The 13,413-nt window shown below is 46.2% G+C and carries 12 protein-coding genes; all 12 read left to right on the plus strand.

The annotated features are described in order from the left end of the window. Positions 1-87 precede the first annotated feature (87 nt). Positions 88-951 carry an aldo/keto reductase gene (locus tag NYP69_RS05450; RefSeq protein ID WP_165845225.1) on the plus strand — a complete coding sequence of 288 codons (864 nt, stop codon included), beginning with the start codon at positions 88-90 and terminating at the stop codon, positions 949-951. Between the two features lie 153 nt (positions 952-1,104). Continuing rightward, positions 1,105-2,070 carry a purine nucleoside phosphorylase YfiH/LACC1 family protein gene (locus tag NYP69_RS05455; RefSeq protein WP_004133522.1) on the plus strand — a complete coding sequence of 322 codons (966 nt, stop codon included), beginning with the start codon at positions 1,105-1,107 and terminating at the stop codon, positions 2,068-2,070. A 35-nt stretch (positions 2,071-2,105) separates the two neighbouring features. Next, positions 2,106-2,789, plus strand: coding sequence for a pyroglutamyl-peptidase I (locus tag NYP69_RS05460; RefSeq protein WP_473413013.1), 684 nt, complete (start codon positions 2,106-2,108; stop codon positions 2,787-2,789). Between the two features lie 106 nt (positions 2,790-2,895). Beyond that, positions 2,896-4,287: a hypothetical protein gene (locus NYP69_RS05465; RefSeq protein WP_004133520.1), complete on the plus strand. Its 1,392-nt coding sequence runs from the start codon at positions 2,896-2,898 to the stop codon at positions 4,285-4,287. Between the two features lie 157 nt (positions 4,288-4,444). Continuing rightward, positions 4,445-5,779 carry a C1 family peptidase gene (locus NYP69_RS05470; protein ID WP_004133519.1) on the plus strand — a complete coding sequence of 445 codons (1,335 nt, stop codon included), beginning with the start codon at positions 4,445-4,447 and terminating at the stop codon, positions 5,777-5,779. 427 nt (positions 5,780-6,206) lie between these two features. Then, positions 6,207-7,391: a 3-deoxy-7-phosphoheptulonate synthase gene (locus NYP69_RS05475; protein WP_473410721.1), complete on the plus strand. Its 1,185-nt coding sequence runs from the start codon at positions 6,207-6,209 to the stop codon at positions 7,389-7,391. 166 nt (positions 7,392-7,557) lie between these two features. Beyond that, complete coding sequence (locus NYP69_RS05480; protein WP_060785842.1) at positions 7,558-8,049, plus strand: hypothetical protein; 492 nt, start codon at positions 7,558-7,560, stop codon at positions 8,047-8,049. A 40-nt stretch (positions 8,050-8,089) separates the two neighbouring features. After that, the gene (gene mtnN, locus NYP69_RS05485) at positions 8,090-8,791 is read left to right on the plus strand and encodes a 5'-methylthioadenosine/S-adenosylhomocysteine nucleosidase (RefSeq protein WP_346284195.1); all 702 of its coding nucleotides are present in this window, start codon (positions 8,090-8,092) and stop codon (positions 8,789-8,791) included. A gap of 273 nt (positions 8,792-9,064) precedes the next feature. Beyond that, the gene (pstS, locus tag NYP69_RS05490) at positions 9,065-10,276 is read left to right on the plus strand and encodes a phosphate ABC transporter substrate-binding protein PstS (protein WP_346284237.1); all 1,212 of its coding nucleotides are present in this window, start codon (positions 9,065-9,067) and stop codon (positions 10,274-10,276) included. Between the two features lie 82 nt (positions 10,277-10,358). Continuing rightward, complete coding sequence (gene pstC, locus NYP69_RS05495) at positions 10,359-11,321, plus strand: phosphate ABC transporter permease subunit PstC (protein ID WP_473410722.1); 963 nt, start codon at positions 10,359-10,361, stop codon at positions 11,319-11,321. After that, the gene (gene pstA / locus NYP69_RS05500; RefSeq protein ID WP_473410723.1) at positions 11,318-12,343 is read left to right on the plus strand and encodes a phosphate ABC transporter permease PstA; all 1,026 of its coding nucleotides are present in this window, start codon (positions 11,318-11,320) and stop codon (positions 12,341-12,343) included. The genes pstC and pstA overlap by 4 nt, the downstream gene beginning before the upstream one ends. Before the next feature lie 79 nt (positions 12,344-12,422). Then, positions 12,423-13,202 (plus strand): phosphate ABC transporter ATP-binding protein PstB, encoded by a 780-nt coding sequence (pstB, locus tag NYP69_RS05505; RefSeq protein WP_004131665.1) that lies wholly within the window; start codon positions 12,423-12,425, stop codon positions 13,200-13,202. The last annotated feature ends 211 nt before the right edge of the window (positions 13,203-13,413 follow it).

A 13,413-nucleotide genomic window follows, 5' to 3' on the forward strand; every position in this document is an offset into this window, starting at 1 on the left:
TATAAAATAAAAAATCTAAATGCCTTCAAGTTGCTTTTTGCGCTTGGGGGCATTTTGAAACATTTGAAGTATTTGAACAGGAGCAAAATGGCCATGAATCGCACTATAGGATCGTTTAACACTACAGCTATCGGCTTTGGTGAGATGCCATTAACGATTGAAAACAATCTTGGACACAGTATGGGCATTGAAACAATCCATGCGGCTCTAAACGCTGGATGCACGCATATAGATACGGCATGGGCGTATTATTGCTCGGGCGGCGAGGAGCAAACTGGCGAAAAGCTTGTGCGCGAGGCATTGGATAGCTGGAATGGAGACAAGTCTTCGATTCTTGTTGCAACAAAAGTCGGTCACTTCCGCAACTTTACAGATGGCAAGCCAACGTGGGGTAAAGATGGAAAGCCAGAGCATTTAATTGCGCACGCTAAAGAGTCTGCAATGGCTCTTGGCGTAGATACGATTGATTTGCTTTACTTCCACAGGCCAGATCCAGAAGTTCCATACAACGAGTCGATTGAAGCAATGCAACAGCTGCTTGATGAGGGAGTCGCGCGAGAAATCGGCATTTCTAACGCATCTGTTGAGCAGATTGACATTGCGCGTGAGATTTTGGGAGAAAATCTTGTTGCTGTTCAAAATCAGTATTCTCCAGTGCATCTAGAAAACGAAGACACGTTGCAATATTGCAAGAAGCTTGGAATTGCGTTTGTTTGCTGGAGTCCGCTTGGAGGGTTCCGTCACCCGTACGACGAGCATCTTTTTGACCCATTCCGCAAAGTTGCAAATGATCACAACGTTAGCTATCAACAGGTTGTTTTGGCTTGGGAGCTTGCTAAGGGAAACAATGTTTTTGTTATTCCAGGCGCGCATAGGCCAGCTACGATTTTAGATAGCTTAAAGGCTGCAGATTTGCAATTAAGCGATGAAGAATTAGCTTATTTGGGTTAGTTTAATTTTGATTAACTTTTACATAAAATAAGTTGTTACATCAAATAAGACAAAACGAATAAGACAAAACGAATAAGACAAAACGAATAAGACAAAACGAATAAGACAAAACGAATAAGACAAAACGAATAAGACAAAACGAAAGCGAATAATATGCAAGAAACTAGCGTAGCAGGAATGCCACTTGCGCATGAAGACGAAGATGGCTTGCCAATTCCAGTGACAATTCCAGTGCCACTTGGAGCACGCGCTCATGCTGTTTTTACAACGCGATTAGGTGGAATTTCCGAAGGTGCGTTTGCTTCGCTTAATTTAGGAGGCAAAGCTGGCGATGATGCTAAATCTGTGTTTAGCAACCGTTGCGCTTTGCAACGCGCGCTTAAATCTGACTTGTGCCTTGTTAGCCAAGTTCACGGAAATAGTGTTTTTGATGCAGATTCAATAGTTGATTCGTGGAATACTCCGTATGGATTTGATGCTACAGGTTTTGCAGATTCACACGCTAAAATCGAAGCGGACGCGCAAGTTTCAACTGCTTGCTCGCTTGCTTTAGGAATGTTTGCTGCAGATTGCTTGCCAGTTTTGCTTGCAGATAGTGAATCTGGCGTAATTGCTGCAGCGCATTGTGGCAGAAAAGGCTTAATGGCTGGCGTGCTTGATTCTGTTATTGAAGCAATGTGCGAAAAGGGAGCCGAACGCTCGAATATAACAGCTGTTTTAGGGCCATGCATTTGTGGTGATTGCTACGAAGTTGGCGAAGAAATCGCGCGCGACTTTGAACGCCGATACCCACAAACTGTAACGCAAACGCGTTTTGGTGGACTTGGAATTGATATTGCAGAAGCTGCTCGCATTGATTTAGCGCTTGCAGGAGTTGCAAACATTGTCGACGCTTTGCCGCGTGTTACTGCTGCCACACAATATTTGGCTAAAGATGAAGAGTTGCAAACGATTTGTAAGGTAGACGGCGAAGGCGAAGCGCTGGAAAGTCGCCTTAAGGCGTTGCAAAACCCAATGTGTACGCTGGAAAATCCATTATGGTATTCTCACAGGCGCGCTGGTCTTGCAGGAAAATCTCACGAAGGACGATTGCTTGCGCTTGTAGTTAAAGACAAGTAAAAGCTATTGTTAGAAAGCTATAGAAAGCTATTGTTATGAATCAAATTAACGTAGTGATTTCTGGGTTTGGGCCATACGAGGATTTAAGCATAAATCCTTCGCACGAAGTGCCGCTAGTTCTTGAACACGCCAAAAATGGCGATTTGCTTGCGGATTTTGATCTTCCAGAAGATGTTAGCGTAAAAATCACGTCTGTAATGTTGCCAATCAGCTTTGCAAATGCTTGGCCGCATCTTTTAGAAACGATTAACGCGCAAGACGCGGATATTGTAATTGCAACAGGCGTAAAGCACGCGGCTCGTGGAGTGCAACTAGAACGATGCGCTACAAACATAATGGATGCAAATAAGCCAGACGTAGATAACCACACTCCTCAAAGCGTATCAATCGTTGAAAATGGGCCTGCTGCGTACTGGACTAGGCTGCCGCTAAGAATGATTCTAAACGATTTTGCTCATAGTGGGATTGCGTCTACGCTAAGCTCGGATGCAGGAACATATGTTTGCAATTCGCTGTTTTATAGATTGCTAGATTGGGCGTCGAATAATTCTAAAAAGCGCATAATCGCAGGGTCTGTAAGTTTTCCGCCAGTGGTTGCGTTGCATGATGCACGCCACGGGCTGCCATTAGACGCGCAAATAAAAGCTGGAAAAAGCATAATTTGCGAAGCTGTAAATTACTATATGAAACCTTCGTCTTCGGGAATATTGCTCAAGTAATTCGCGCGACACGCTCGAGTGTTTTAGCAACTAAAGTGATAGCGTTATTGCTGATGGAGTGTGCACGATAAGTAGAGTCGTGCGGGGGTTTGTGAAAGGAATAAACATGGTGCCAGATCGTTTCCCAACTGCTTTGCGAGGGTACGACAAAGATAAAGTCAACGAAGCCTTTACCAACTATGAGCGCACAATATCGCGGTTGCGTGAACAAGTGCGATCTAGTGACGAGTCAATTTTGCAATTGCAAGCACAATTGCAAGAAGAAAAAAATAATGTAAAACGTGCAAAAAGCGGAAATACTTTTGCATCTTTGGGCGCAAATGCGCAACAATTACTTGCTTCGGCAGAGCAAACTAGTGCGCAATTAATTGAGCGTGCAAAGCAAGACGCTGCGTCTATTAAAAAGACGGCTCAAGCTCAGGCAGGAACTTTACTGAATAATGCAAAATTAGACGCGGAACATTTGCTTCAAGAAGCGCAAACTAAGGCAGATACGCTGCTTTCTACGGCAAGCAATAAGGCAAATCAGATGACAAGCGCTGCGAAAGAGGATTCAGAGCGTTTGCGCGAAACAACGAGTAAAGATGTTAATGCACAAAAAGATGCTGCAACGCTAGAAATCAACAATGCGCGTGAAGAGCACACGAAGCGAATGGCATCCGAAAAATCCGAGCAAGAACGCGCAATTGCACAGCTAAAGGCGGATGCAGCGCAAAAAATCGCGGAACAAAGGTCGGCTGCAAACGCGGAAATCGCACATGCTAAAGCAGAAACGAATGATCAAATTGAATCGGCTTTAGCAGAAGCAAATAAGAAGCTTGCAGATATGCAAGAGCGCGCAACAAAGATGATGGCGGATGCTCAGCGCAAGGCTGGAGAAATCACGGATGCTGCAGCTGCAAAAGCCCAAGAGATTGCAGACGAAGCGCAAGTTGAGCGCACGCGTACTCTTAGCCAAGTTAGTGCAGAAGTTGAGCAAATTAGAAACGATATTGCCGCTCAGCAAGAAGAGGCCACAAAAAAGGTGAACGAGCTTATTTCTGGTCTAAAAGAGCGTGAGCGTGCTGCGCAAGAAGAGGCGGATGCGCTTGTTGCGCGAGCGAAAACAGTGCATCAAGATGCGGATGATTATGCTGCTCAAGCGCATAAGGATGCGGATGCTCAGGCTGCGCAAATCGTTCGCAAAGCTATGCAAGATGCTACGGCTCAGGTGGAAGAGCGTAGGGCTGCGGCTCAGAAGGAGCTGGACGGCATGACGGCGCGCTTAACGCAGTTGCAGCATAGGGAAGCGCAAATCACGCAGCGCGTTACTGAGCTTAGGTCGCTTTTTGCAAACGCGTTCTCGGGATTTGACTTTGGAGATGCTGCTTCTGGACAGGGGCATTCTGGCGATTCTGCAGGTGATGTTGCTTCGGAGCGTAGAGATGCGGATGCTCAAAAGCAGGCTAGAAAAGATGCACAAGCTCAAGTTGAAGAGGCAATTGCGCAGGAGTCGTGAGTTCAAGAGTCGTGAATTTCTGGCGTAGATGCGCGCGGCGTGATTTGGATGCGTGATTTGCGCGGAAAAATCGCAAGCAGACGCAAGATTTGCGAAAAAAGCTAAAATAAACTATAAAAAATAAACATAAAACAAGAAAAACAAGAAAGGTTATACAGTGACTGAGATCTGTGAATTAAGTGCCGAAGCTTTGCAAGGTTTGCGTGACGATTTTGACGCAAATCCATTGAATCGTTTGGCAATGAACGGCGTTACGGCTGCAGGAATCGAAAAAGTGGCGCGAAATTACGACCGCGCTCGCTTGCTGCAGCGCCGATTCTCAACGGTTGTGGATAATGGCGACGCAAGGCATCAAGATCATTCTGGTCGCTGCTGGCTATTTAGCTCTTTGAATGTTGCGCGATTTGTTGCTAAAAAATCGCTTAAAGTTAAAGATTTTGAGTTTTCGCAAAATTACGCAATGTACTTCGACAAGCTTGAGCGAATCAACTACTTCTTAAAGGATGTTGCGGCTCTTGTTCGCTCTGGAGAGCCTTCCGATTCTCGTTTATTGCAGCATTTGCTCAGTGACGTTATGGGTGACGGCGGTCAGTGGACTATGGCTATGAACGTCTACAAGAAGTATGGTGCTGTTCCTAAGGATTTGTATCCAGAAACCGAGTCTTCTAAAGACACTGGCGATATGAATACTCAGCTTAAAAAGCTTTTGCACACGGCTGTGGCTCATATGTATGCCAACGCTGCCGACATTGACAATATTATTGAGACGACTATGGCTGCGGGTCATAGGATTCTTACAATCCACTTGGGTGAGCCGCCAAAGAGCTTCGATTGGGAGTGGACAGACGAGGACGGAAAGTTCCATCGCGATGGCGAAATTACGCCAGTTGAGTTTTGGAAGAAGTACGTTACTGCTGGTTTGGAAGACTATGTTTGCTTGGTGGACGATCCACGTGCGGAGCATCCAAAGGGCAAGAAGATTGCGATTGAGCATTTGGGCAATGTTGCTGGCGGAGATGCTACGGAATATTTGAACGTGCCAAACCAGTTTATGAAGGATTGCGTGCGTAAGATTCTTGTTGAGCAGGGTATTCCAGTTTGGTTTGGTGCGGATTGCCACCCTATGATGGATCGCGATAATGGCGCGTGGGCTACGGATTTGTTTGAGTACGATCGCGTTTATGGCGTTGATTTTGATTTGAACAAGGAGCAGCGAGTGCGTTTTGCTGATTCGGCTATGAATCATGCTATGGCGTTTGCTGGAGTTGATGTTGCGGATGACGGCACGACTACTCGCCGCTGGCGTGTTGAGAACTCTTGGGGGCCAGAGATTGCCGACAAGGGTTACTTTACTATGAGCGACGATTGGTTTACTGAGTACGTGTACGAGGTTGCTGTGCCTAAGGCTCTTTTGCCAGAAGAATATAAGAAAGCACTAGAAGAACCAGCAATTGTTTTACCGGCGTGGGACCCAATGGGCGCGCTCGCCTAGGCTAATTTCACTAGGAAATTAGCCTACTCGAGCGCGCCCGAGCTTGCTCAGGTTGAAAGTCCAGTGGACTTTCAACGCAAGCGAGGACATTCGCGCGCGTAGACCGCGCGAATGCAGTGGCTTAGCTTAAGCGCATTGGGCGCTTAAGCTACTCCAAAGCGCCCGAGCCGCTTAAGGCAGAAGCATTGCTTCTGCGCACGCGCTTTGACTGATGACTTTGCGAAGTACCCCTATAAAGCATTGCAATTGCTTCTGCGCTGCGAAGACGTTAGCGCGCTTAGACCGCGCTAACGACAGGATCTGCCTTTTTCGCTTAGAGCGTAACGCACAAAGGCAGGTCGGAGCGACTACATAAACTTGTAGTGCTTTTGTAATTACGTCAAACGCTTCCACATTTAGCGCAGCTTATTTTATAGGATGGTGACAAATGGAATCTACGCCTGATCAGCGCATTTCAAGCGCAGTCAAGCAAGCTGTTGAAAACGGCATGAATCCGCTTGACTCGTCTAAATTCGAGCGCTGGGAAGACCAGGTTGGCGTAGATCGCATAATCAACCGTCGCGTGTTGGAGTTGGAGCCGCTTCCCACTCCTGCTCAAGTTCTTGGCGAGTTGCCACTTTCTCCGTATGCGCAAGATATTGTTGCCGAGTCACGCGATGAGATTCGCGGATGCCTTAACGGAGACGACGACCGCTTGCTTGTAATCGTTGGACCTTGCTCGGTTCACGACCCCGCTGCGGCTCTTGACTACGCGTCTCGTTTGGCTGATTTGCGCGCAAAGCTCGAAGGCGAGCTTTTGATTGTTATGCGCGTTTACTTTGAAAAGCCGCGCACAACAGTTGGCTGGAAGGGCTTGATTAACGACCCAGATATTGACGGCACGCACGATATTCACAAGGGTTTGCTTTTGGCGCGTCGCACGCTTCTTGGCGTTTTGGACGCTGGTTTGGCTGCAGCAACCGAGTTTTTGGAGCCGACTAGCCCGCAGTTTATTGCGGATGCGGTTAGCTGGGGGGCGATTGGCGCGCGCAACACGGAATCGCAGATTCACCGCCAGCTTGCTAGTGGTCTTTCTATGCCAGTTGGATTTAAGAACGCTACAGATGGCTCTGTTACTGCCGCCGTCAATGGCTGCCTAGCTGCTAGCCAGCATCACACTTTCTTTGGAATTGACCATCTTGGACGCGCTTGCGCTGTACAAACGCTTGGAAACCCTGATTGTCATGTTGTTTTGCGCGGCTCTAGCAAGGGGCCAAACTACGATGCATCTTCTGTTGCAGCTGCCGTTGCTTCAGTTCGATTGAGGCTTGGAGCGAATTGCGTAGCGTCTAATGGCGTTGTAATCGACTGCTCGCACGGGAATTCTGGCAAAGATGAACATCGCCAGATTCAAGTTGTGCAAGATATTGCGGATCGTTTTGCGCACGGCGAAAAGGGCATTAAAGGCGTTATGATGGAAAGCTTCTTGCAAGGCGGAAACCAAGATCCTGCACCTTTGAGCGAGCTTGAATACGGAAAGTCGATTACGGATCGATGCATTTCTTGGGAAGATACTGCGCGATTGCTTAACACTCTTGCACAGTCTGTTTCTTCTCACAGACTTAAGTCTTGATTTTGCCGATTTTGTTGCTTTAATCGGCGTGTCGAGCTACAAAAAGCGGAAAATTGTTCACGCGCTTAGACCGCGCTAACGGCGCGACACGCCGTGTTTTTTTTTAGTTACAAACTATTACAATAAATCCTCAAATAGTCAGCATTTTTGAACAAAGGAGTGCAAAATGTGTGAATCGCCAGCCACAAATCGCAACAGTCTTCCTAAAGATAAAGATGGCGCTTTAAGCCGCGCTCTTCCAATTGCACGATATGCGATTTTTGCGCTTTTGCTTGCTGGCGCATTTCTTCTGGCGTTTGCGTGGTATCGCGGCACTCACAGCAAAGGCTACACAGTTGTTGCCTGTTCCGCACTATGGTTTAGCGTTATTGTTCCGTTTATTACGTTGATTGTGCTTTGCGTTTTTGTGCGCGGATGGCGTCTTGTTGTTGGCTCTACGATTTGCGTTTTGCTAATAGCGTCTTTCTTTGGGTTTATTGCGCTTCAAAATCAAATCATGGAGTTTTTGAATGTTCCAGCTACAAATCCTTGGTTTGAATTCACGTGCAGTGCTTTGCTAAAAATTGCAACCGCGTCTTTTGTTATTATGTGTTGTGTAAGCGTATTTTTGATTAGACGCAATGCAACGCGCGAGATTAAATACAACGCGCGTGATTAAATGCAACACATAAGATTAAGACTAAAGGATGATTTGACGAATGCCTAAGTTTACAAAAATTGCCATTATTGGCGCTATGGAAGAAGAAGTTGTGCACATTGCCGCTTCTCTTAGCAATGTTAAGCATAATAAGGCAGCCAGCTTAGATGTATCTTGTGGCGTGCTTGAATGCGAAGATGGCGGAAAAATCGAAGTGGCTGCAACGGTTGGCGGAATGGGACTTGTAAATGCCGCTGCAACTGCACAGTATTTAATTGATACGTACAAGCCGCAGGCCGTAATCTTTTCGGGAATTGCGGGAAATCTTAATAAAAATTTGCATACAAATGATGTTGTTCTTGGAAAAACATTAAGATATTTAGACACCGACATGCGCATGATTAATCAGTGGAAGCCGTTTACAAACGAATATCATTCAGATGATTATCTTCTTAAAACTGCAGACAGCGTTTTAACAAAGATGGGCATTAACCACATTTTGGGAACAATCGCATCTGGCGGATATTTTGTAGACACGCCCGAAAAAGTGGCGGAAGTTATTGAGGCGACTCAAGCGGATGCTGTAGAAATGGAAGGCGCTGCGATTCTTCACGTTGCTGCAAGAAACGACGTTCCAGCGCTAGTTGTGCGCGCAATGAGCGACAATGCAGACACAAAATACGAGGAGTTTCACACTTTCGACATATCCGAATACGCGGATACTGCTGCAAAAATGACGGTAAATATTGTTAGGAATTTGTAGAGTTCAACACGCCGATGTGGTCGCCGACGCGCAGCATCGCCAAACAAAAGGCGAGTAGCGCTAAATGCCGCCATTTTCTGAGTGCAATCAGATTTTGGCGGCAAGGTTTTTACCCCCCTCTTAATATTGGCATCGTTAATAGAAGAAAAAGGTAATAAGAAATAAAAGATGCCAGTTTTGAACATTAGTTTAATTAATTTAAGAGGAAAATTTGCAGTAGGTTATACGAGAAACGCAGATTGGCTGGCATAATGGCAATTCTTCTTGAAAGGAATGAAGAATATGCGTAAAAATGCAGTAAAAAATGCAGTAAAAAATAATGCAGTAGAAAATCGATCAATCAAATTAAACACAAAGTGGAATATGCGCGCGATTGCAGCAGGATTGTTAGCATCAGCAACTTTAGTAAGCTTTGCGGCTTGTGGCGACAATATTCCTGCAAGCAGTTCGCAACCGTCCGCAAATTCTTCCGCAAAAATCGTAGGAAACTTCCAAGGCTCGGGTGCGTCTTCCCAGCAGGTTGCTGTAGAAGCGTGGATTGCAGGATTCCAATCCAAAAATCCTGGCGCAAAAATAGCATATAATCCAACTGGCTCAGGCGCAGGAGTTACAACATTTATGACGGGTGCAACAGCTTGGGCTGGATCCGATAAATCGCTAAGCGGCGACGAAGTTGAAAAATCAAAGTCGGTTTGTGCTAATGGCACTACGGCTTTCGACGTTCCAGTATACGTTTCTCCAATCGCAGTAATCTTTAATCTAAAAGGCGTTTCGGATGCTGGAAAACACATAAATATGGACGCTTCTACAATCGCAAAAATCTTCGACGGCAAGATTACGCGTTGGAATGATGATGCTATTAAATCGCAAAATCCAAAGCTAAAGCTTCCAGATAAGCCGATTACAGTTGTTCACAGGTCCGATAAGTCTGGCACAACGCAGAACTTCTTAAGCTACATAAAAGATGTTGCTCCAAGCGATTGGGCGTACGATCTTAGCGAAAATTGGCCAAATAGCGTAGGCCAGGGCGCAAAAGGCACGTCTGGCGTTGTTTCCACAATTCGCATGGCAGACGGAGCGATTGGATACGCGGACTTCTCGCAAGTTGGAAAGCTTGGAACTGTTGCAGTAAAAGTGGGAGATTCTTACAACCAGATTAGCCCAGAAGGTGGCTCTATAACCGTTAACGATTCAAAGGTTGACGAAGATGCTGCAGCAAAATCAAAGCACCGCGTTGTTGTTAAAATAAACCACAAAACAGAAGAAAAAGGTGCTTATCCGATTGTGCTAGTTTCTTACGATATTGTGTGCGGTGCTTACAAAGATGCTGCAACAGCGCGATTCGCAAAGTCGTGGCTTAGCTACGTTACTAGCAAAGATGGTCAGGCTGCGGCTCAAGGTGCTGCTGGAACTGCGCCTTTGCCAGAAAAGCTTATGGGCAGGATTAACAAGTCGATTCAGTCGATTCAGTCGATTGGCAAGTAAAAATAGCATTTTGCAAAGATTTTAGAGTAGTCAATATATTGCTGCTGATAGCATTTATATAATGACTACAAAAGGAGCATGAGTGAGTTCTAAACAAAGAACTGAAATCAGTAAGGACGCGAACAAAAGCGGCCATTTTGCCGACCGCGTGTTCAAAAACGTGGCTCTTTTATGCGGATTGCTGATTTTAATGGTGCTTACAGCTGTGGCGCTGTTCTTGCTGTTTCAAGCGTGGCCGATTCTAGGCGCAAACAAAAGCCAAGTAAGTCAAGTATTTTTGGACTTTACTGGCGGCAAAGCGCACGATTTTCTTAGCTACGTAGCTCCGATGGTTTTTGGAACTGTTCTTATGTCTGCGCTCGCTCTGCTCTTTGCATTCTTTGTTTCGATTGGAATCGCGCTGTTTATAAGCCACTATGCTCCGCAAAAAATCGTGCCACTTTTAAGCGGTGTTGTTGATTTGCTTGCTGCAATTCCGTCCGTAATCTACGGTCTTTGGGGCGGATTGGTGCTCGTGCCATCTATATACCCGTTCTGGAAGTTTATTTCGCACATCTTTGGCTGGATTCCGCTTTTTGCAGGCCCTGCGGCAAGTCCTTCGCGTAGCGCTGCAACCGTTAGTATTGTTCTTGCTGTTATGATTTTGCCGATTATAACTTCTATGGCGCGAGACATTTTCCAGCAAGCTCCGCGATTGCAACAAGAAGGCGCACTTGCGCTTGGTGCCACAAAGTGGGAGATGATAAAGCTAGCGGTTTTGCCGTTTGCAAAGTCGGGAATTGTTTCCGCATCTATGCTTGGTCTTGGTCGCGCTTTGGGCGAAACAATGGCAGTTCTTATGATTTTGTCTCCAGGATTCACCTTTAAATTCAACATTTTGCAAGCTTCGCAAAACCAAACAATTGCAGCAAACATAGCAGCGCAATACCCAGAAGCCAACGGATTGGGCGTTAGTGCGCTTATTGCTACAGGTTTGGTGCTGTTTGTTATTTCATTCGCTGTAAACCTTATTGCTCGCAAAATCACGGGAAAGGCGAGTGCATGATGCAAAATTCGCAATCATTACAAGCTGGGGTTGTTGAGGTTAATCAGACTATTGAAGATAGCTGTGAATCCCCAAAAATCGACTTTAACAAGTTCCGCCCAACGCGCTCTAGAATCGCAAGTCGCAAGCGAAAAGACGCGTTTATGCGCGTTCTAATCTTCCTGTCTTTTATAGTTGCACTAATTCCGCTTCTTTCTTTGCTTTTAACGACTATTGTAAATGGCATTAAGCGATTAAACCTTGACTTTTTAACGCATAATATGACTTATGTTGTTGGCGGCGCTGCTACTGGTACGGGCGGCTACGGTGGTATTTTGCACGCCATTATTGGAACGTTGGAGATTACGCTTGGAGCAATGGCAATTTCGATTCCGATTGGAATTATGTGCTCCGTGTATTTGATTGAGTACGCGCGAGGCAGCCGCTTAGCTAGGGTGATTAATCTTGTTGTAGACGTTATGAGCGGAATTCCTTCGATTGTGGCTGGCTTGTTTGCGTTTTCTAGCTTTACGATTTTTGTAGGACCTGGAACAATCAATGGTTTTGAAGGGTCGGTTGCGCTTTCGCTGCTTATGCTGCCAACTGTTGTTAAGTCATGTCAAGAAATGTTAAAAATTGTGCCGAACGATCTGCGTGAAGCGGCGCTTGCTCTAGGCGTTACAAAGCAGCGCATGATTACAAAAATCGTATTGCGAACCGCGTTGCCTGGCATTGTTTCTGGCTGTATTCTTGCGGTTGCGCGCGTGGTTGGAGAGACGGCTCCGCTTTTAATGGCAGCTGGGTTTATTGCATCCACGAATTTCAATCTTTTTGACGGGCAAATGACTACTTTGCCAGTGTACGTTTACCAGGAATATTCCAAGCTTTCGGCGAATTGCCCAGCTAACGCGCTATCTTCGTGCGTTACTACGATTCCGATGGAGCGCGCGTGGGCGGCGGCGCTTGCTTTGATTGTGGTTGTTTTGCTGCTGAATATTATTGGGCGAGTTGTAGCGCGCGTGTTCTCAGTAAAGGCGAAATAGAGCGAAGTAAATCAAGGTAAATCAAAGTAAAGCGAAGTAATGCAAAGTAAAGCGAAGGATTTTAGAAAGTGAGGCGCAAATGGGTCAGCGCATTGATGTTAAGCATTTGAACATTTACTATGGTGATTTTCTAGCAGTAGAAGACGTTAACATAAGCATTGAGCCAAATAAGGTTACGGCTTTTATAGGGCCTTCGGGATGTGGAAAATCAACGGTTTTGCGCACTCTAGACCGCATGCACGAGATTACTCCAGGCGCTCGCGTAGAAGGTCAAGTGTTGCTTGAAGGCCGCGATTTGTATGGCAAAGATGTGGACCCTGTGGCCGTTCGCCGAGATGTTGGAATGGTGTTCCAGCGCCCAAATCCTTTCCCAACAATGTCTATTCGAGAAAACGTTCTTGCAGGAGTTCGCTTAAACAATCGCCATATTTCAAAGCAAGACGCCGACGACCTAGTTGAGTGGGCTTTGCGTGGCGCGAATTTGTGGAACGAGGTTAAAGATAGACTCGATAAGCCAGGAATCGGGCTTTCTGGCGGCCAGCAGCAACGACTTTGTATTGCGCGAGCCGTGGCTGTGCATCCGCAAGTGCTTCTTATGGACGAGCCGTGCTCTGCTCTTGACCCTATCTCTACTCTTGCTGTAGAAGATTTGATTAACGAACTTAAGCGCGATTACACGATTGTGATTGTAACGCACAACATGCAACAGGCGGCGCGCGTTGCCGACTACACTGCGTTCTTTAACCTTAAGGCGGTTGGAAAACCAGGGCATCTTGAGTATTTTGCAGATACCACCACTATGTTCAACAATCCGCGCAATGCGGAGGCGGAGCGCTACATTTCTGGCCGCTTTGGGTGATTTTTGCATTCGTGCGATCCACTACACGTTTTCTTTGCATGGTTCTTTACATGATTTTCTTTGGTCAGCACGTGCGCGTAAGGTCGAACCTGTTCGGTTGTTCAAAGTTCTATAAGTCGTTTCTAATTCTCGCGAGTTTTCTAGCGTGTTTATTCGGCTTGTGCTTTGCGCGCCGAGCGAGTCGCAGTAACCTCTGCGTGAATGCCCAAAT

The organism is Gardnerella sp. c17Ua_118 (assembly GCF_055804255.1).